This window comes from Nostoc sp. C052, from assembly GCF_013393905.1.
Lineage (GTDB): Bacteria > Cyanobacteriota > Cyanobacteriia > Cyanobacteriales > Nostocaceae > Nostoc.
Genome location: NZ_CP040272.1, coordinates 775,082 through 795,440 on the forward strand (window position 1 = coordinate 775,082; position 20,359 = coordinate 795,440).

General features: G+C 39.2%; 19 protein-coding genes. 9 read left to right on the plus strand and 10 right to left on the minus strand.

Annotated elements, in window-relative coordinates; all coding sequences use genetic code 11:
* Positions 1–69: 69 nt before the first annotated feature.
* Positions 70–276, plus strand: a complete 207-nt coding sequence (locus FD723_RS42395; protein WP_256875039.1) for a hypothetical protein — start codon at positions 70–72, stop codon at positions 274–276.
* 175 nt (positions 277–451) lie between these two features.
* Here the strand turns inward: FD723_RS42395 and FD723_RS03225 are convergent, their stop codons facing one another.
* The 7 genes from FD723_RS03225 to FD723_RS03255 form a co-directional block, all read right to left on the minus strand.
* A complete protein-coding gene (locus tag FD723_RS03225) occupies positions 452–901 on the minus strand; it encodes a DUF1648 domain-containing protein (RefSeq protein WP_179064062.1) in 450 nt (149 codons plus the stop codon).
* Between the two features lie 118 nt (positions 902–1,019).
* On the minus strand, positions 1,020–1,883 hold the full coding sequence (locus FD723_RS03230; RefSeq protein WP_179064063.1) for an S-layer family protein: 864 nt from the start codon (positions 1,881–1,883) through the stop codon (positions 1,020–1,022).
* Positions 1,884–2,069: 186 nt separating this feature from the next.
* A complete protein-coding gene (locus tag FD723_RS03235) occupies positions 2,070–2,912 on the minus strand; it encodes an IS5 family transposase (RefSeq protein WP_179064064.1) in 843 nt (280 codons plus the stop codon).
* Positions 2,913–3,068: 156 nt separating this feature from the next.
* Entirely contained in the window at positions 3,069–4,037 is a 969-nt protein-coding gene (locus FD723_RS03240) for an FTR1 family protein (RefSeq protein ID WP_179064065.1), read from the minus strand.
* Between the two features lie 157 nt (positions 4,038–4,194).
* On the minus strand, positions 4,195–4,629 hold the full coding sequence (locus FD723_RS03245; RefSeq protein WP_179064066.1) for a bacterioferritin: 435 nt from the start codon (positions 4,627–4,629) through the stop codon (positions 4,195–4,197).
* Positions 4,630–4,808: 179 nt separating this feature from the next.
* The gene (locus FD723_RS03250) at positions 4,809–5,846 is read right to left on the minus strand and encodes a helix-hairpin-helix domain-containing protein (protein ID WP_179064067.1); all 1,038 of its coding nucleotides are present in this window, start codon (positions 5,844–5,846) and stop codon (positions 4,809–4,811) included.
* A 173-nt stretch (positions 5,847–6,019) separates the two neighbouring features.
* Positions 6,020–7,045, minus strand: coding sequence for a multicopper oxidase domain-containing protein (locus tag FD723_RS03255; protein WP_179064068.1), 1,026 nt, complete (start codon positions 7,043–7,045; stop codon positions 6,020–6,022).
* A gap of 711 nt (positions 7,046–7,756) precedes the next feature.
* Between FD723_RS03255 and FD723_RS43865 the strand changes: the two genes are divergently transcribed.
* The 6 genes from FD723_RS43865 to FD723_RS03285 all read left to right on the plus strand — a co-directional run bounded on the left by FD723_RS43865 (position 7,757) and on the right by FD723_RS03285 (position 15,371).
* Complete coding sequence (locus FD723_RS43865; protein WP_179064069.1) at positions 7,757–7,948, plus strand: CbtB domain-containing protein; 192 nt, start codon at positions 7,757–7,759, stop codon at positions 7,946–7,948.
* Positions 7,949–8,235: 287 nt separating this feature from the next.
* Complete coding sequence (locus FD723_RS03265; RefSeq protein ID WP_179064070.1) at positions 8,236–9,405, plus strand: hypothetical protein; 1,170 nt, start codon at positions 8,236–8,238, stop codon at positions 9,403–9,405.
* 294 nt (positions 9,406–9,699) lie between these two features.
* On the plus strand, positions 9,700–11,646 hold the full coding sequence (locus FD723_RS03270) for a hypothetical protein (protein ID WP_179064071.1): 1,947 nt from the start codon (positions 9,700–9,702) through the stop codon (positions 11,644–11,646).
* Positions 11,647–11,870: 224 nt separating this feature from the next.
* Positions 11,871–13,013, plus strand: a complete 1,143-nt coding sequence (cofH, locus tag FD723_RS03275; protein ID WP_179064072.1) for a 7,8-didemethyl-8-hydroxy-5-deazariboflavin synthase subunit CofH — start codon at positions 11,871–11,873, stop codon at positions 13,011–13,013.
* Between the two features lie 379 nt (positions 13,014–13,392).
* On the plus strand, positions 13,393–14,067 hold the full coding sequence (locus tag FD723_RS03280; RefSeq protein ID WP_179064073.1) for a response regulator transcription factor: 675 nt from the start codon (positions 13,393–13,395) through the stop codon (positions 14,065–14,067).
* A gap of 71 nt (positions 14,068–14,138) precedes the next feature.
* Positions 14,139–15,371 (plus strand): cell wall metabolism sensor histidine kinase WalK, encoded by a 1,233-nt coding sequence (locus FD723_RS03285; RefSeq protein ID WP_179064074.1) that lies wholly within the window; start codon positions 14,139–14,141, stop codon positions 15,369–15,371.
* Between the two features lie 30 nt (positions 15,372–15,401).
* Here FD723_RS03285 and FD723_RS03290 read toward each other — a convergent pair whose 3' ends face one another.
* Together FD723_RS03290 and FD723_RS03295 are read right to left on the minus strand one after the other, a co-directional pair.
* Positions 15,402–16,088 carry a hypothetical protein gene (locus FD723_RS03290; RefSeq protein ID WP_179064075.1) on the minus strand — a complete coding sequence of 229 codons (687 nt, stop codon included), beginning with the start codon at positions 16,086–16,088 and terminating at the stop codon, positions 15,402–15,404.
* A 103-nt stretch (positions 16,089–16,191) separates the two neighbouring features.
* Positions 16,192–16,656: a PepSY domain-containing protein gene (locus FD723_RS03295; protein WP_179064076.1), complete on the minus strand. Its 465-nt coding sequence runs from the start codon at positions 16,654–16,656 to the stop codon at positions 16,192–16,194.
* A 247-nt stretch (positions 16,657–16,903) separates the two neighbouring features.
* Between FD723_RS03295 and FD723_RS03300 the strand changes: the two genes are divergently transcribed.
* Positions 16,904–17,659, plus strand: coding sequence for a hypothetical protein (locus FD723_RS03300; RefSeq protein ID WP_179064077.1), 756 nt, complete (start codon positions 16,904–16,906; stop codon positions 17,657–17,659).
* 250 nt (positions 17,660–17,909) lie between these two features.
* Positions 17,910–18,035, plus strand: coding sequence for a hypothetical protein (locus tag FD723_RS44090; protein ID WP_372743809.1), 126 nt, complete (start codon positions 17,910–17,912; stop codon positions 18,033–18,035).
* 280 nt (positions 18,036–18,315) lie between these two features.
* On the opposite strand, the gene FD723_RS03310 is transcribed toward FD723_RS44090, so the two are convergent.
* The gene (locus FD723_RS03310; protein WP_179064078.1) at positions 18,316–20,301 is read right to left on the minus strand and encodes an EAL domain-containing protein; all 1,986 of its coding nucleotides are present in this window, start codon (positions 20,299–20,301) and stop codon (positions 18,316–18,318) included.
* Positions 20,302–20,359 lie beyond the last annotated feature (58 nt).

The window sequence follows — 20,359 nt, forward strand, 5'->3', positions numbered from 1 at the left end:
GACTCCTATCAATACTGCTCGGTTAAGGAAAATAGGGGGGGGTAAAGGAGTAGCAAGGACATTAGCTTTGTGCTGCGTCAAAAGCAAGGTACTTACATTCGCCAAGAAAACCAGCCATATCAACGATTACAATCTTTGGAATTAACTCCTGGTATCTCGTTCTTCTTCCAGGGTATCGCGGTTGTTGCCCCTGGTGTCAGCCATACTATATCTACCCCTAATTGTCGTTCAAATGCCATTGGGTTGGGACTCAAAGCAATGGACTTGGAAACTTAGCAACGAGACGATTACGTACATCATACCCCCACTTGGAAGCTGCGCCATTCCATCACCTTTGCCTGGGTGACTCTAACTCAGGGTAGTTCAATCTACTCATCACGCCATACTTTTGGCTTCCATTGTTCTTGTAATGCACTCATTAAAATGACATTCGGGACTATTTTGTATGGCGTTAACGTGCCAGAAAAGATTGACTCAACCAATATCCAATTGTCGCAAATATAATTATTGATGTTACAGGTATAAACCATACCCCTAAATTGGGATTTTCTGTAGTCGCTAGATGGAATATTTGCCATTCAATGTAAACAAATATCCAAACCATCTCGCTTTTTAACCAATCCAACATTGAACAAGCAATTTGATACTGCTTTAAAGCGTTTTCTTCAGTAATTACAACTGGATAATTAAATGTATTGGGATAACGACTAATAAATGTTAAAAGTCCATAAATTGCTAAACCGATGATTGGTAACAACCACAGAACTTTTTTACTCCCCCAACCATCCGCTTGTCCATCAAATCCAAAGTGGACTGGTATAGTATCTGGTAATCTTGACCAAGCGTGAATAGCGATGACGAATAATCCCACAAGTCCTACCAGTGCGCTCAAGTTTAGCATCTGTGCTGAATCAAATCCAAGAATTATAAGATCAGGTCTAGCATAAATAATGCCAAATAAATTTGGCTTATTCACTTATATCCACCGAATAATATAATTCGGGGGTTTTACGCTAAAATTAACTCTTTGGAAGAGCAGCACAGGTTAATGGTTGTTGCACCTGATTAAAAGATTTATTTGCAACTAACTCAATTTTCCCCTCAGCATTACGATGCCAGGAAGTAGCTTGGACGAGAGTTTCAGGAGATGCTGGTATTTGTACTGTCACTTCGCCAGTTTTGCGGGATGCAGAGAGATCGCGGATATCAGACCAAATGCGATCGCTCATCACTTCTTGATTTGGATTTTGTGGTATTCCACCCCGTCCTGTGGCAACAAATCGGCTACCTTGATTTGCAGAACAACCACTGACTATTTGCTGGGATGAGTCGGTAACATTTGCAGGTAGTTCGACTAAGCCAGAATTGGGGTCAACACCAACGTTATTAATCTCTACCGTACCATTCACCCCAAATTGTGAACTAGCGGTAATATCACTTTCTCTTGTGAGTTGATTGCGAAACTCTAAGCCAAAGATGCCCTGAGTAGTAATGTTGATATTGCCACCATTACCATTAAAAGCATTGGCAATGATATCGCTGTTTTCAAAACCACCGATAATTGGCGAGTTAATGGTGATGTTGCCACCATTTCCCGTACCTAAAGACTCTGTATCTATTTTGCTGCCACGACGCAGAATCAAAGAGTCTTTTAAATTAATTGTAATATCACCACCTTCTCCAGATTTGGTCGCAGCAGTAATACCACCTTTGCGATCAAGAAAAATCGAATTAGCATTGACCTTTAAGCTGCCAGCATTTCCCGTACCATCATTTTTTACTGTCACCTGCGCTCCATTCACGACTCGCAACACAGGTGTGTTAATAGTCACGTTTCCCGATTTTCCTGTTGGTGCAGGAGGAAGCCTTAAAGTTTGACGCAATGATTCATCTAAGAGATTTGCAGAAGAGATAATTAAACTCGGATTGATTGAACCCGGTACAGTTCCATTGACTTCGATAAATTCTCCAGCATTAATCGTTACACTATCGGCATTGCCGCTTGCAGCACCCGAAGAATCGACTCGTCCACCATCACGAATTGTTAATCGATCTGTATTTATTTGAACCTATCCCACTAATAATATTTTGTTAATCCAGATGTGGATAGTAGCAAGGTCAATGAATGCGTCAAAGTAAAGCTTTTGACGTTCCCATCTGACAACGAGACGGCGGTATTTGCGTTGATACCAAGCAAAACACCGCTCCTGTTGAAATCTAGGAACAGAGGTTTTGATGGGTCTTCCTCTGTTTTTCTTGGTTTTCCAAACTCGTTTTGGGATTTGAGGACGAATACCTCGCTTGCGTAAAGCAGCACGTTTTTCCTTTGAGTCGTAGCCTTTATCAGTAGCCAGCACTTTGAATCGTTTACGTGGTCTACCGCGCTTCAAAGTTTTTAATTTTACCTTATCAAGCAGAGGTAAAACCTGCTCTCTCTCATTACCGTTAGCTGGAGTAGTGGAATTAGTTAAAGGCATTCCATTGCCTTCAGTCAGAGTGTGAATCAGAATACCTTTGCCTTTGCCACCATACGCAACTTCTTCACCCCCTCCTTTCCCAGGGGGAAAAGACCCGTCAACCGCGCCAAATTCCCAATTTATCAGTCCTTTTTCATCTGCGTAGGCGTAGCCCGCCGCAGGCATCGCTAGAATACGTCCTTGTAAATGTTCAAATGTTCCATCACAACGCCATTTTTTCAACCATCGGTGGGATGAGCTTTTCGATGCCCAAATGTCCCCACGCGGTATGTCACACCATCTACATCCAGTAATCAGGATGTACAACAGGCTATTTAAAACATGACGATATGGTGTATGAGGCATTCCTTTACCACGCTTAGATGCCTGCTTAGGAAATATATCTTCAAATAACTTCCATTCCAGGTCGCTCAAACCCTCAAAACGTCCAGCCATCAACGGATACACCCAACTCAAGTCAAAAATATATTACCACAATCTTGATATTAGTGGGATAGGTTCATGTGTTTTGTTGCTCATTATGAACTGTATTGGATGGTAAGCGATCGCAAAAGTGATTCCCAGTCTGAGACTGGGAATGAGGCAAAAATCTTAATCTTTTGCAGAACTAATTGTTTTTTGACTAAAGGGGATATTCTTTCTACCTTCACGAGACACACCCCCAAGACTGCGGAAATACAGTCCTCCAATGGTGAGTAAAAATGTCACATATCCCACTGCTTGGACAAGATAGAGATTGTCTCTATAGCCAAATAAAGATTTGAGAATAATGCCAGGAAACTGTTCGTCAGGCAAGATTGTGGAAGTATTGGAAACCATTGGCCCCAAAATACAGGAGTGGACTTTTGTAAAACGTTCGTAATAAAAACAAAGGTTTTCTGTGGCACGACTGCTTAGGGCAAGATTCGCTACAGCTTCGTCAAAGTGTTTCAAGGCTGAAACTACTAACCCAGCGACAATCAACACTAATAAAACGCCCATTACCTGGAAAAACTGGCGGATGTTAATTTTGACACCCCATTTAAATAGCAGCACTCCAATGGCAGATGCCGCTACCAAACCACCAATAGCGCCCAAGGCTGGCATTAATCCCTGTTGAAAATTAGCGGCAACAAACAGAACAGTTTCAAAGCCTTCGCGGACAACTGCAATTAAAATTAAGGTAAAAACACCCCAGCCAGCATTTGAGTTTTGTGTCAGCGCTTCTGTTACTGCTCCCTCAACTGTCGCTTTCATGAATCTGGCTTGTTTAGTCATCCAGATTAGCATCCAACTGAGCATTGCGATCGCTAATACACTAAACACACCTTCTAGTGCTGGCTCAACTACAGTGGTGTATTGAGGATTCGCGGCTCCCAGTATTTGAATTAACCAACTGAATAGCACACCTATTAAGGCACTGACGACAATGCCAACGCCGACACCAGCATATACCCAAGAGTTCAGTCGGGATTGTTTTGCTTTTTTCAGCAAAGCTAGCACAATGCCAACAACAAGGGCAGCTTCCACCCCTTCTCGGAGTGTTATGACAAAAGTAGGTAGAGCAGTACTAAAATTCATCTTTTATCCTTTGTTTTTTGTCCTTTGTCATTAGTCTCTAGCCAATAACCAATAGATATCTCCAGAAATTAATGATGCTTTATAAAGAACTGTTGTAGAGACGTAGCAGTGCTACGTCTCTACATTTTTTTCACAGATGTCTAATGACTAATGACTATTAACTAAAATCACGTAGCATCTTTTTCAGTTCGAGATTATGCATCTCTTCTTGTCCAATCATACCGCGAGCGAATTCTTCAAGGTAAATGCTGGCATTTGTGACAGTTTCAAGCAATTTTTTATACAGTTCCAATGCCTTTTTTTCATGGGATAAGCTTTCTTCCAAGATATCCTTGACTTTATGCTGGTAGGTTTCTTCCATTGGGGCAATTTTCAGGGAGGGATGCCCATCTAAACCGGTGAGAATTTCTCCCACTTGTTCGGCATGAAGTAAAGACTCACTTGCCTGTGCTTTGAAAAAAGCCACGATTGGAATGCGGTTAGGGCCTGTTACCATCAAAGAATAATGTGTATAGCGCACTACCCCTGCTAGTTCAAATTCCATGATGGCGTTCAGCAGGTCAATGGTCTTTTTATAGTCAAGTTCTTGCATCAGTTGTTAGTTCAAGTAACGAATGGAGTGTAATTAGTTAGGAGTTAGGAGTTAGAAGTGAGGAGTTGAAAGTTAGGAGTTAGTAGTTTGGGATTCATAACTCATAATTCATAACTCCTAGCTCTTAACTTCTAACTATTTTAAACTCCTTAACCTATACTTACCATTAAATTAAAGTGTTATCGCTGTGCTTGGGTATTGGATTTATCAACCACTTTTTGAGAGTTTTCCTCAATGGTTTTCACTAGCTTGGTAACATCATTAGGAGTTTTAACTGCTTTTGCTGGTGGGATGGCGGCGGGCCAAACTTTTATTAATTCAGCAAAACTAGTGTCGATTGCTTTGTGTGCTTCGGGATCTGCTTGAGCTACTTGACTAGAAATTCCTTTGTATAATTCATTGGCGTAAAATACAAAACCACGGGAGTCTTGATACTCAATTGGCGCTGTGATTTTGCCATCTGCGATCGCAGCGCGATATTCTGAGTTGGCTGAATCTAATAGTTCGTTAATTACCTGTAGTGTAAATCCTGGTTTTGAGCGTTGAGCTTCTGGCAAAGCTGCGATCGCTCCATCAACTGCTTGTACTGAAGAAGTAAAACTAGTTTTAACTTTGCTATCTTTGGGACTAGATTTCACTAAATCTTGTAAACTCACCAATGTTGTCTTAAATTCTTTGACTTTGCGCTCATTAAGTTGATCTTCTACATCAACGTAAATTTCTTCAACTGGATGTCCAATATGAGGTTCTGCTTGTTTTGGCTGATTTTGATCTAGCAATTCTCGTGCTACTAAAAGATGCCCTTTCATTAAGCCTAATTTAGACATATAGTCAACATCTTTTGCCTCACCTGTGAGTACCACTTCTTGAACACCAACCTGGTCTTTAATTTGGTCAAACTGTTCTTGAGTAATTACTTTTTTAGTAACTAAATCTTCTGGGCTACCATAAGGACGATTTGCCTGGATTTTGTTTGATAAAGCCGGAACACCTAATTTACCTTCAAACTTATCCAATTCTGACAATATAGCAGTGTTAATGTTAATTTTTTCTTTGCTACTGTGACCACTATGACTGTTATTACTTACTGCCTCTGTAGCCGGAGGGCTAGCAACTGGTGCTGATGGATTTTCTGCGGTTGGCGTACTACTACAGGAACTCAAGGTAACTATTAAGGTGGCTGCTGCTGCTAAACAGATATAACGAAGTTTGATCATCTTTTCTCCTCGCACAACTAAAAAAGGTATTAATTGAAACATTTCAAACTATTACTAAAAAGTAGTTTGTTTGACAGATTGTCATAGATTTTACTGTTGCATATAATGATATTTTTTATCAACTAGTTACCTAAAATTTTTATGAATTAATTACAAATTACTAAATAATCTAGTCAAGAATGTTTAACAGGATTTTGAGAGTTCTTTTCAGCAAGTACTTCAAATTGACCCATACAGCCGTTTTCTGCGATCGCATCCTGATGAGGATGGAACATATACTTACCTGGATAGCGAAAAGCAAATTCTAAAATGTGCCTTTCTGCGACACCCATCGTAATCACATCAGCTTTTTCACTAGGAGTCATAGTCATGCCATAGCGATAGACATCAAAGAAGTTGGCGTGGAGATGAAACGTCACGGCCGGATCGTATTCAATGATGTTGAGAACATACAGCCGAATCAACTGATCTTTGTAAATGCCAATGGGATGATGCATGTAATAGTGGGGCAGACCGTTGAAGGCGTAATAATCGTTATGGCTATCATCATTCACGTCATATCCACCCATCACTAATACGATTTCATCAGCCGGGGGACGGGGAGTCGGTGGATCGATGATAAACATTCCGTACAGTCCCTTGGCGATGTGCCGGGTGACCGGTTCAATATGGCAGTGGTATAAATGAACACCATAAGGTTCGGCATCGAATTCGTAGATTGTCGCACTACCATTGCTGATTGGGCGAACACCATCCATTTCTGCTGGATGAACGCCATGAAAATGCAAAGAGTGGGAATGTCCGGCATTATTGAGAAATAGTACCCGGATGCGATCGCCTTGTTTTGCCCGTAGCGTTGGCCCTGGGATGCGACCGTTTAAATCCCAGATGTTATAAGAGACAGCACTATTGAGTTTTATGATGGAAGTACCAGCAGTTAACTGAAATTCTCGGATAGTCCGCCCATTTTCTTGCTTCACCGTCCCATAATCAAAATCCCTCAACATCTTCATCGGATTAGTAGCGTCATCTGGTGCTTCTATATTGAGTGGTGGCACTTTGACGGTTGACTTACTTTGTAGATTTAGCATCTGCCAAAGTCCAGCGGCACCAGTCACTCCAGCACCCGCTAGGCCCAGCTGCAATAATTGACGGCGGCTCCAAGGTTTGCCGTTACCCAGAGCGAAGTTGTTGGGCATGACATTGTAGTTACGGTTAGCGCTATAAAAGAATTGCAAAAGATTTGCAATTGCTTTTAAATATTAGAGGAATTAATAATTATTGTCAATAATTTTAGAGTGCTTCCCTATTGCTAGTGTTAAGTTATTAAATTTAGAGCAAGCGAGAATCATTCTCTAGAAACCTAGCAAAATTTTCTTACCGTTAACAGTATTTATACGTCTATTTATGTATAAATAATCTTGATAAGAAGCTAACTGTTCCATGCCGATTCCTGATATGCTTATTGTTTGAGCAGTACTGAGAATACAAATAATGTGTATAGTAGCACCTTAGAAAATATGGACGCAAGCAAGAAACTGTCGCTAGTCTGTAGCGTATTTAATTGGCTCAGAGATAACATAAATTTCGTTTATTCAAGTCATCTTTGATGCTTGACAATATAAGCATTTTTAATTTTTATCTGTTACCTTCGTATTATTAGCATTGAAAATGCTGTCACTCTAAACCATGTGTCATTCTTTTGTTATTTGTATGGACTTTGTGTGTAGAATTCTGCATCGTGATGGGCCGATGTTCAAAGAATAGTATAGTATTCACTAAAGCCGAATCACACAATACATTTGATACACACTTGTCAAATACAAAGTTGATCGTATATCTTTTTCCAATCAAGGGGTGTCATACCCTTTGATTGATGGATTACCCAAATTTATTATAGGATGTCAAAAATGACTACTTTTTCTCATATTTCAATATTGCAGAAGACCGCAGGTATTACCTTATCCAAGCCTGTGCAGGTAACGCTCTATATGCTGCTATCTTCTTTAGTTATCTGGACTGTGTTGTTCTCCACCTATCCTGCGGTTCATAACACAGCACACTCAACACGTCACCATACATTGGGCGTTGCATGTCACTAAATTATTATAATCCCAAGATTTTTGAGGTGCATGAAGCTTTGCTAGGTAACATAGCGCGGATTTTGCGCCAGTGTTTTTGATTGGAAATGACTTTTAGGTTTTGTAGAGATGCTTTTTTCGCATCTCTACATCACCTTAACTTAATTTAAGATGATGTCTGATTTATGATTAATTATTACACTTAAATTATTTTACTTAGTAATAATAATCTGGAATAAATTTCATCTACTGCTATTAAGGTTTCAGTCACAGAAAGTACGTAAACTTAAAATTTACCATAAATTTTTATGAAAAAATATCGACTTTTTGGAGTTATCAGCGCTGTTTGCGTCACTTTGTCAATACTTTATTCCTTTGTGGGAAATTCCCAAATTCCTACATCCAGAGTGCTACTTTCCACCAACCCACCTTTAGAACGTATTCTGCCTTTTGAAGCAGAGGCAGAAAAACCACAATCTCCTGTTAAGCTGACGCTACAAGCTGTTGATGCTGCGGGTAAATCTTTAACAAATGCCAAAATTAGTTTACAAATTCTGACACCGCCGCGTAATCCTTGGTTAACAACGGATTTTCCCATTGTCGAGGGAACAAAATTGTTACAAATGAATGCTAATGCACTTGATGGTAAGCTAGAAATTCAGCAGATGTTACCCATACGTGGTAATTATCAACTATTAGTTAAAGTGTCACCTTTGGTAGTAAATACTTTTGTTGCTTATGAACAAACTTTAAATCTGCATGTCCGAGAAAATCCAGTCAAATATAAATATTTTGTTGCGATCGCAGCTATATTACTGTCACTTGGATTGTTGGGTGGTTGGGTTATTGGTGGACAAGAAGAACTACGACAAGGAGAAATAGCACCCCAGTCAGTCCGGCTTTTATTAAGTGCATTGACTGTAGTGGCTATAGTAACCCTATTATTTATCAATATTAGTGCAGAAGTTGCTGAAGCTCATGGCAGTGAACATCACCCAAGTAGTACTGAAGTCATCGCACCATCATCTCAAAAATCTCAGGGATTGGAAATTAACCTTGAGGGAGATAAAAATGCAACTGTCGGAAAACTTGCAAATTTAGCGTTACAGGTAAAAGATACCGCAACCGGACAACCAATCATAGATGTAGCATTACAGGTGAAAGCGATCGCCACAGAACATAATTTAACAGTCTTTGACTACAAAGGTATTCCCGACGATCAAGGTAAGCTAATATGGCAAGAACAATTTTTTGATGGTTCACCCCACAAAATCGAGGTAGAAGCAACTCCTATAACAGGATCTAACCGTCAATTTACACCAGTGAAGGTAGCGCAAGAAGTCGAAGTTGAAGCGATCGCACCACCAATTTATATCCGATTGATTGGTTTATTCTACTTTACAGCCTTTGTCGGTATTGGTATGGCGATTGGACTGCTAATACAAAATCGACGAAAACCACAAGCAAGGGCAAATTAGTCATATTCACTGCTTGACTGTATTAATCGGTCAAAATAGTGTGGTTTTTTGACCACACTATTTTTTTGTATTTAGCAATTTTAACCACTCTTGTAGTGTCTGCGGTTTATCTTGCAGTTTTAAGCTTATTTCTGCGATCGCTCAAGCAGATGGCAGGTGTATACTATATTTCCTCATGTAGGCAAGATATACGTGAGGGATTACCAAGAAATAATATTACCACTACAGGGTGGACATCTTGTCTGCTCTTGGTTATTATGGGCGGCGAGACGCCCACTCCACAAGAGAAATTGGATGTTTATAATTTTACCTCTCATTTCTTTAATTGCTATTTTTTTGTTAATTAATAAAAATTCTCGTGATTGGCGGGAATCGATGATAGTAGCCTTTACTTACTGGGGAGTTTTGCTCACTGTTATCACAGAAATTTTGAGTTTTCTTAAATTAATTACTTTTGGTGGGGTATTAGTAACTTGGGGATTAATATGTATAATATTAATTTCTATATATCTGCGCTTAAATTCTCAAAAAACTCAGACTTTAGAGCCAAATAACTCTTTTCAAGTAAATGAAAATATTAAAATCCCATCAGTTATAAAATTCTTGCTATCTGGCGTGGGTTTTGTTGTAACGACAGTTGGATTAATTGCAATTATCGCACCACCCAATAACTGGGATTCTATGGACTATCACATGAGTCGTGTTGCTCATTGGATAGAAAATCATAGTGTTGCTCATTATCCAACAAGTTATACTCCACAGCTATATCAAAACCCTTGGTCAGAGTTTGTGATTTTGCATTTTCAAATTCTTAGTGGTGGTGACTACTTTGCCAACTTAGTTCAATGGTTCAGTATGATTGGCTGTATTATTGGAGTGTCATTAATTGCCAAACAACTCGGAGCAGATTTACGAGGTCAAGTTTTCTCTGCGGTTATAACTGCAACAATTCCTATGGGAATATTGCAAGCGTCTGGTACTCAAAATGATTATGTAATTGCCTATTGGGTAGTTTCTCTTGCCTACTACTTGCTATCAACTATCGAAGCCAAAAACAGCAATATCTGGACGAGTTCATTCCATATTGGCAGTAGCACCGGATTAGCTATTTTGAGTAAGGCAACTGCTTATTTTTATGTCTTTCCCTTCTTAGTTTGGTTTGGTTTATACCAAATTAAACGTTTGCGTTGGCAAGTATGGAAGCCTGCTTTGATGGTAGGAAGTATATCTTTATTACTTAATATTAGCCACTATTTACGCAATTATCATTTATTTACTTCACCCCTTGGTGAACCAGGTGAATATAAAAATGAATTACACGGTATTAATATACTTTTTTCTAATGTTATCAGAAATCTGGCTTTGCATATAGGCACACCGATTGGTTTATGGAATGGAATAGCAAATAAACTAATTCAAATCATACATAAATTTATTGGTGTAGATATTAATGACCCCAGGATAACTTTTTCCAAAACATTTTTTGTGCCTGGAGGTTGGCCAACAATTGGGATACCTGGTAATGAAAATGGTGCTGGTAATTTTGTACATTTAGCATTGTTAATTATATGCGTAACTATTTTTATCACACGAAAATCTATCCGTAAAGACAGTTATCTAGTTGCTTATTTTATTGCTACCATATCTACATTTCTGATGTTTTGCTACTTAGTCAAATGGCAAGCTTGGAATAGTCGTCTTCATTTAACTTTTTTTGTATTAATTTCTCCATTTTTAGGGATTATTTTATCTAAGCTGAAAAAGCAAAAGATAGCAGTTTTTTTAGTGACATTTTTGCTCATATCATCTTTGCCGTGGCTATTTTTTAATCGATATAGACCTATTATTGATAGCAACAATATATTCCAAACCAGCAGAATTGAGCAGTATTTCAGTAATAGACCATACCTCAAAGGTACTTACACAGGAGCAGTTGAGTTTTTAAATTCAAAAAAATGCTCTAATATTGGATTATTAATGGGAAATGACCCTTGGGAATACCCTTTGTGGGTACTGTTACAGCAAAATAATCAAGAAGTAGTTAAAATTCAACATGTTAATGTCACTAATATTTCGTCAAGTTTAGAAAAAGAGGATTCCTATAAAGATTTTCAGCCTTGTGGGATTATTGCAATGGAAACTAAAAAAAGTAAACAAAAGAAATCTCTAGAGGTTAATTTTAAAGGTAAAACTTATACTCGCTCTTGGGATTCCCCAGAACTTGGTGTATTTATTAAGTAGAATTCAGGAGTCAGGAGACAGAATGGGCTAAACCTTAGCTATCCGCTAACAGAATGAATTATGTACGACTGGCGGATAGCGCAGCGTAAAGCCTGCGGCATGGCTTTGCTTAGAACGAGTGTTTTCGAGTCGCATCTTGATTCTGACTTCTGAATTCTGTATTCTGACTCCTGTTTTATTTCCAAAATTATAAAATTAAGATTTACTGAGAAATTAATCAAATAATGCTGACAAAAACTGTTGTTGAAAAAATTCTGGAACGTGCCTTGATGGGGTACGACTTATCTCCCGAAGAGGGAGTAGTGTTATTACAACAAACTGAACCGGAGGCGATCGCAGCAATACGTACTACATCCGACACACTCCGCCATAGTCAAGCAGGTGATACTGTCACCTACATAATTAATCGTAATATCAACTTTACTAATATTTGTGAGCAGCACTGTAGTTTTTGTGCTTTCCGTCGAGATGATGGGGATGTCGGTGCATACTGGTTAGATTCGGCGCAAATTTTAGAAAAAGCCACAGATGCAGTGCGACGAGGTGCGACGGAAATCTGTATGCAGGGTGGGTTAAATCCACAAGCGCAAATAAATGGTAAATCTTTGCCCTACTATCTCAAGGTAGTGGAAACCATTAAACAGGAATTTCCCCAGATACATCTGCACGCTTTCTCACCCCAAGAAGTGCAATTTATCGCCAGACTAGACGGACTCGAATATGCTGATGTGATTATTGCTTTGCGCGATGCCGGAGTGAATTCAATGCCGGGAACAGCAGCAGAAGTATTAGACGATGAAGTGAGGCGGATACTGTGTCCAGAGAAGATTGATACAGCCACTTGGCTAGAAATTGTCAGCACCGCTCACAAATTAGGCCTGCATACCACTAGCACTATGTTATCTGGGCATATTGAAACCCACGAACAGCAAATCGGACATTTAGAAAAATTGCGATCGCTCCAAAAAACCGCCATCAATCAGGGATATCCAGCAAGGATCACAGAGTTTATTTTATTACCATTCGTTGGCCAAGAAGCGCCCAAATCCTTACGTCGCCGTGTCGGACGCGATCAACCAGTTTTAACCGATGCATTGCTATTAGGAGCTGTAGCGCGAATTTACTTAGGTAATTGGATTCCCAACCATCAGCAGAGTTGGGTAAAACTGGGGCTTGCAGGGGCAACAGAAGCCTTAGTTTGGGGTTGCAACGATATCGGTGGCACATTGATGGAAGAGCATATCACCACAATGGCAGGTGCTTTAGGTGGTACATGTATGGAAGTGGAAACCTTGGAAAATGCGATCGCTTCTTTAGGACGACCTTACCAACAACGAGATACCCTTTATCAGAAAATTAGGAATTAGGAAAAAATTTCTCTTCACTCTCCTTACTCTGTGTTCTCTGCGCCTCTGTGGTTAAATAAATTACTTTTAAACCGCAGAGTCACAGAGAGATCAGAGATAAAAAATAGATTTTACGAGTCAGCTTCAATATTTTTCGGTTAAGACAAGAGACGCGATTTATCGCGTCTTTGTGATTATAATTTTCATCAAAAAACCTTAACCTAACCGTATTAGAGTAAGTTTGATTGGCATCACATATTCTTATTATTAATATGAACATTAATAAAATCAGGTTAAGTTCAAATTAAGAATATATGATAAAAAATTTTATCTTAACCTTGTAGGTAAGATAATCCCTGCTCAGTGTTAGCAAGCTCTAATAATTTAGAGGTGGAGCATTATGAGAATTTTGATAGTAGAAGATGACGATCGCATTGCCAAACCATTAGCTGAATTTTTAAGAAGACAACATCATATTGTGGATATAACACCCGATGGTTTGGCAGCTTGGGAGTGGTCGCAATCAGCATTATATGAGCTAATATTATTAGATTTAATGCTTCCTAAATTAGATGGAATTACTCTATGTAAACGTTTACGCGCTGCTTCATCTAATATTCTGATTTTAATGCTGACGGCACGAGATACAACAGGCGATAAAATTATCGGACTCGATGCTGGTGCTGATGATTACTTAGTTAAGCCATTTGAATTAAAAGAGTTAGCAGCACGCATTAGGGCTTTAGCTCGAAGAACTCCAGAGATTCGTCCCCAGATATTAATCCACGGTGATTTGCAACTAGATCCAGCAACTCAACAGGTTACTTATGCAGAAAATATCATATCATTAACTCCTAAAGAATATATGATATTAGAATATTTCTTGAGAAACCCAAATCAAGTTATCACTCGTTCGGCAATTCTTGACAAACTGTGGGATTTTGATAAATCTTCGGGAGAAGGAAGTATTAAAACTCATATTACAAATTTGCGGAATAAACTTAGAGCATCTGGAAGTTCGGAAGACTTGATTGAAAATATCTATGGCATTGGTTATCGTCTAGGACACAAGTAAAGTAACTTAAGATAAATATAATGCTAGTCATTTTTTTAAATCAAAATTAAAATTTTACAGCGATAAATAATGTGTTTCAAAGAATCAGATATCGTTTGTTGTTGTCTTACTTAGTTGTGTTTGCATCGCTGCTAGGAATATTTGCGATCGCAGTCCGATTTGCTTTCACTCGCAGCTTGACTGAACAAATCACAGATAAACTCATAGCCATAGGGAAAGGTGCAGCTGCAAATGTAGAGTTTGAAAAAGGTCGTCTGACAGTTGAAAGTGACTTTCGTCCACAAGACTTAATTGCTTCTCATCAAGCTTTGCAGTGGTTTGATACTCAAGGAAATTTGATTACCCAACAGGGAAAAAGTGTTTTAACTTTACCTTTTTTACCAAACAAAATAGTACAATTTCAGACTGGTAAAATCCCCATCCAAGCAGTAAATGTACCAATTATTGCTAGTGATAATGGTGAGTTAGTTGGGTATGTGAGGGTGAGTCAATCTCTAGAAGAATTTGATGAAACCCTCCAAAAGCTGGACTGGGGATTAGGCGGTGGGATTATTATAACTTTGGTTCTGAGTAGTATTGGCGGAATTTTACTAACTCGTCAAGCAATGCAACCCATTGAAGAGAGTTTTGAAAGACTCAAACAATTTACTGCTGATGCTTCCCACGAACTACGCAGTCCGTTAATGGCTATCAAAATTAATGCTGAGTTACCGCTAGAGTATCCAGAAGAAATAGGTCCAAAAGATGCAGAAAAATTTCAGGCGATCGCTAACGCTACAAACCAGATGACTCGTCTCACAGAAGACTTACTTATGTTAGCACGCACTGATAGAGTTTCCAATCAAAATAAGGATACTCTCAATTTAACGTCAATATTAGAGAATCTAATACAACTGTATAAACCTCAAACTGAAGCCAAACAAATTAACTTCAAATTTCAATTAATTGCTAATCTTCAGCTAATAGGTGATTCAGTTCAATTAACGCGACTGTTTACTAATTTAATTGAAAATGCAATCTACTATACACCATCAGGAGGCGTAGTAGAAATTAAAACCAGTCGTGTGGGTTCCCAGCTTTATATCAACGTGCAAGATACAGGTATGGGAATTGCGCCAGAGTATATCGACAAGGTTTTTGAGCGTTTTTGGCGAGCAGATCAGTCTCGTTCTTATTGGTTAGGTGGTTCTGGCTTAGGGCTAGCGATCGCTCAGACTATTGCTCAAAATCACAATGGATTAATTAGTGTTACCAGTCAATTAAAAGTTGGTAGTTGTTTTACTGTGCGTTTACCAACTTCTTGACTATCAAAACTTGATAAACATTTGTTATGTTCATCCCAACCATGCAACAAATTTAGCAAAATCATCTACGTAGTAGCCCTCTGCTTTCCAGCACGCTGTCGTCTGGTAGGAAACAGTTTTTATCATAGTTTGGATAGACTTGGCTGGCGGCTTTTGGCTCTTCAACCAAGAAAGCATTTGATCGAGATCCCATCCCTGATGCAGGCAATTATGAACAGCGTCACCAGTAGGTGAAATGTCATCTGGCATATATACAGCAATATAACTACCAAAGAAATTCATTAGAAAGTGGGAAAAACAACGCATATCTGTCTGAACAATTTCGTCAAACAAAAAGTGATCCCAATGAACATCCGTGCTGAGAATAGCTACTCGCCTTCCAATAAACATAGACATACAGTAGGGGCCATTCATATAGAGATATCCATTTTCCTGCAAATATTGCTCAAATGATTCAGTAGGTTTTGGCTTGTCGATCCAAGTCCAAAGATTTTCACCTTCTAATTCATGAGGAGCATCCCAGTCTAACTCATCAACTACCTCCCAAACCCAATCATTGTTGTCCCTGCTCAATAGATTACCAGAATAACCATGACTGATCCGCATCTGAATTTTGTCAATATGATCTGCAAAGTGCTGGTTTAGGGATGTTGGTAAATTAGAAATCTGAATTGTGTCCAGACTATGCCCAATTGCAACGTATAGATCAGTTCCCATCCTTCTATCTTGTTTTCATAAAGTTTATTTAGTATGCGCTACAACAGTTTTTTACTGGACTTCTATACTGGCAACTAAGGTAATATGATTTTAAGTTTTCTACCTACTTGCCATCATCATTAGTTTCTTGAACTTGAATACTACTCTTAGGACGAGTAGCTTCATTCTTCTCATCTGATTGATTAGCATTCTCAGTATAGAGAACTTTCCCATTACCAGCATCGACCTTAACATCTTGCTGACCAATTTCTACAATATAAACTAAGTTGCCATCTTCATTTTCGAGTTTGACACTTTTCGCCTTACCTCCCACAGATGCTTCAACTGCTTGCTGTGCTTGTTGTGCTGTAATTTTAGCTAGCAGTTGCAGTTTTGCTGCTTCTTGTGCATCATCATTTGTTTCACCGTCGCCATCACTGGCTTCAGCAACTTGGATATCACTATGATGCTGATGTGCAATTGCTACAAAAGATTGTGGTTGTTTTGCAGACACAACTCTCGACAATCCAGCAAGTCCCAAACTACCAACAAAAGCTGCTGCCAAAATTATTTTTGTGGAAGTCTTCATGCTTGTAAAATACCTTTAATTCTGGGTTTGTACTTTCACAGTAGGTAATAAAAGTCAAGAAATAGTCAAGATTAGTTTGAGTTAAATAAACTCAACATCAAATAGTGAAATTAATTTTTAATGAGACATTTCAGCTATTTTTAGTGCCTATTTTAGGAGAAAATTACTTTTTAAATAAAATCTTGACTATTTCTTGACTTTTTCTCTCTATTATCAACTCACAAGTTCAGATTAAGTAGAAGCAATAATGAACAAACTTCCACAAATCACGGCATTTTTTTGGATTATGAAAATTTGTGCAACGACTTTGGGAGAAACAGCGGGAGACCTTTTGTCAATGACGCTAAATGTCGGCTATGCGGTTAGTTCTCTCATCTTAATTGGAGTATTTTTAACTACTCTTGTGTCTCAATTGATATCGAAAAGCTATCACCCATTACTTTATTGGACTGTCATTCTTTCAACTAGCACAGCTGGTACAACGATGTCAGATTATATGGATCGCACCTTAGGGCTGGGCTACGCTGTGGGGTCTATGATTTTAGCCACCATTCTCTTAGCTATTTTGGCGTTCTGGCGATTTAGTGTTGGATCTCTATCTGTGAGTAACGTCAAAACACCTAAAATTGAGTTGCTTTATTGGACTGCAATTCTATTTTCCAATACTTTAGGTACTGCCTTGGGCGATTTTTTAGCCGATAGTTCTGGTCTGGGATTTGCCGGAGGATCGCTCTTAATTGCTGCTTTGCTGACCCTGGTATTGGCAGCATATTATTATACTCAAATTTCTCAAGTCATGTTGTTTTGGATTGCATTTGTCCTAACTCGACCATTTGGTGCAACACTAGGAGATATTCTGACAAAGCCACACGCCAAAGGTGGCCTCGATTTTGGTACTATCGGCTCATCTATAGTTCTTGTGTCAATACTGGGAGTTTGTATTATCTTCACAACTCTCAAGCAGAAAAAACTAATAGTGGCTAGGACTTCAAATGATGAATGAAATTTAAGTATGCTCCGACAAATTTCTAACTTATGGTTACGTCATATACCAGAAATGTTGAATCCTAATACAAAACTTTACATATTTAGTTACACTAACTCTAAAAAGCCTCAAATAGTCAACATGACATCATCTCCTCAAACCAATGAACATAACTGATTTTCTGACACATACAAGATTGTAAATAGCGGAATTTATAAGAGTATTTGTCACAGGACACAGTTTAGGTGGAGCGCTAGCAACATTAGCAATTCCAGATATTCTAAAAAACACCCCATTTAAAAATTCTGATAACGTTACACTGTACACCTTTGCTAGCTCAAGATGCGGGGATAGACAATTTGCAGCGAGTTTTGAAGCTCTAAAAGTTTTGTAAGAGATAGCGTGGTTAAGCTGTTGTGATTATAGTTTGCACATTGAGGCGGCAGGGGAGCATGGTGCAGAGAGCAAGGGAGAGGATTTGATGAGTAATTAAAATCTTTTATTAGTTGAAGGATTTGAGTTTACAGCAGTTTTCATCTATTTGAACCACATCTTTCGTAAGGGCACAGCAATGCTCATTGGTGTCAAATTAAGTTGAAACTCCTTTAAAACCTAGTTTACAGTCGGGGACAGGGAACGAGACAAACAAGAAATTACAATTAGCTAAAGAAACCTTACCACCGAGGATTTTGCATAATTAATGCCTCGGCTGCCGAGTTATTTAATGGAAGTGAAAAAAAATGTCCCTGGCCATATTCACAGTTCAACTTTCTGAGAAGTGCTAGTTGCTCTTTTGTCTCTACTCCTTCGGCAAGCACATCCACACCCAACTTATGTGCCAAGGTGACGATTATCTCAATAATTTCTAAGTTTTTACTATTGGCGCTCATCGGGCTGATAAAAGAACGATCAATTTTCAACACACTAATCGGAAAGTTATAAAGACGACCTAATGAAGAGTAGCCCGTACCAAAGTCATCAATTGATAACTCAATGCCCATCTCTCGAAGTTGTAAAATTACAGCACTTGCTTTATCGCCATTTTCCACAATTACGCTTTCAGTAATATCTAGCGCTAGAGTGCCAGCATCAAGACCAGTTGAGTGCAAAATTTTCCCAATCTGCTCAATCAAATCCGGCTGAGAAAATTGCTTGACGGAGAGATTAACACTAATTTTTTCTAGCAAGTTGGAACGATGGCATACTTGCCAAACCTGCATCTGGCGGCAGGCTTCATGCAACGCCCAGTTACCAATAGAGAAAATTAGTCCAGTTTCTTCTGCTAAGGGAATAAAATCTGCTGGATGAAGCAGACCACGTTCTGGATGCTGCCAGCGCAACAGAGCCTCAAAACCTAAAATAGAGCCACTAGCAAGTGAAACAATCGGTTGGTAATAAACTCGAAATTCTTCGCGTTCAATTGCTCGGCGCAAATCGGTTTCTAACTGCAATCTTGCTAGAGCGTTAGCATACATCTCTGAGTTGAATAGCTCATAACGCGCTCTGCCTAACACCTTGGCTCGGTACATTGCTGTATCAGCATCCCGCAACAGTTCTTCTGGATGTTTATAATCTACTGTCGAACTCAACGCGATGCCAATACTTGCCGTGATGAACATTTCTTGTCCATCAAGCTCAAAGGGTAACGCTAGTTCATGCTGAATCCGTTCAGCTACCGTGATAGCATCTGACACATCCTGGATTCCCTCAAGCAGGATTGTAAATTCGTCTCCCCCAAGCCGTGCCGCTGTATCTATAGAGCGTACACACACTTCTAGCCTACTTGCAATAGCAAGCAGAAGTTGGTCTCCATTTAGGTGTCCAAGACTGTCATTGATCACCTTAAACCGATCTAGGTCGATAAATAGCACAGCAAATAGATAATCTGAATGCCGTTTTGAAAAATTTATCGCATGTTTTAGGCGGTTCATAAATGCAGCGCGGTTTGCCAGACCAGTTAGCGCGTCGTGAAAGGCAAGGTGCAACAGTTGTGACTCGACTCGTTTACGCTCTGTAATTTCACTTAGCAATTTTTGATTTGCTTTTACCAGTTCTGCTGTCCTTTCCGCTACCCGGATTTCTAACTCACTGTAAGCTTGATGTAACATTTCTTCAGCTTGTTTGCGTTCACTAATGTTGCACAGCAGCCAACGCCAGCCAAGCTGTTTCCCCTCAAGGTCGTATACGACTGAGGCTTTTACACTAACAGGAAAAGGCTTTCCTCTGCGTGGTTGTAGGTTAATTTCCCAGTTTATTAGCTCTTGCAAATTGTTCATGTGAGAGCTAAAGGACTGCTGGTATTGTTGAGCAATAAAGATAATTAATGGTTTACCTACTAAATATTTTTGTGGGATACCGAGCAAGATTGCTGCTACATGGTTAGCCTCTTGGATTGTCCCAACAGTATTAGTTACTAAGTAACCATACGGAGCAAACTCAAACAAATCTTGGTAACACTGGCGCTCTTTCTCTATTGCTGCTCGTGCTTCTTCTAACTTCTCGGAAGCTGTCAATAGTTCTTCCATTGCGGTATTAAGTTCCTCAAAAGCCTCCGTTACAATTTCCTGTTGTGAGTTTGACTTAGTTCCATCACATTGCAAGATTTCCTGTATCTGTGAGCGCAATTGCTCTATCTGTTGGCTAAATTCATCCACTTTCATGTTGCTCAACTCACAAAACTATGAAGCGTAGCTAGCTGTGAATGAAGAAAGCAGGAGA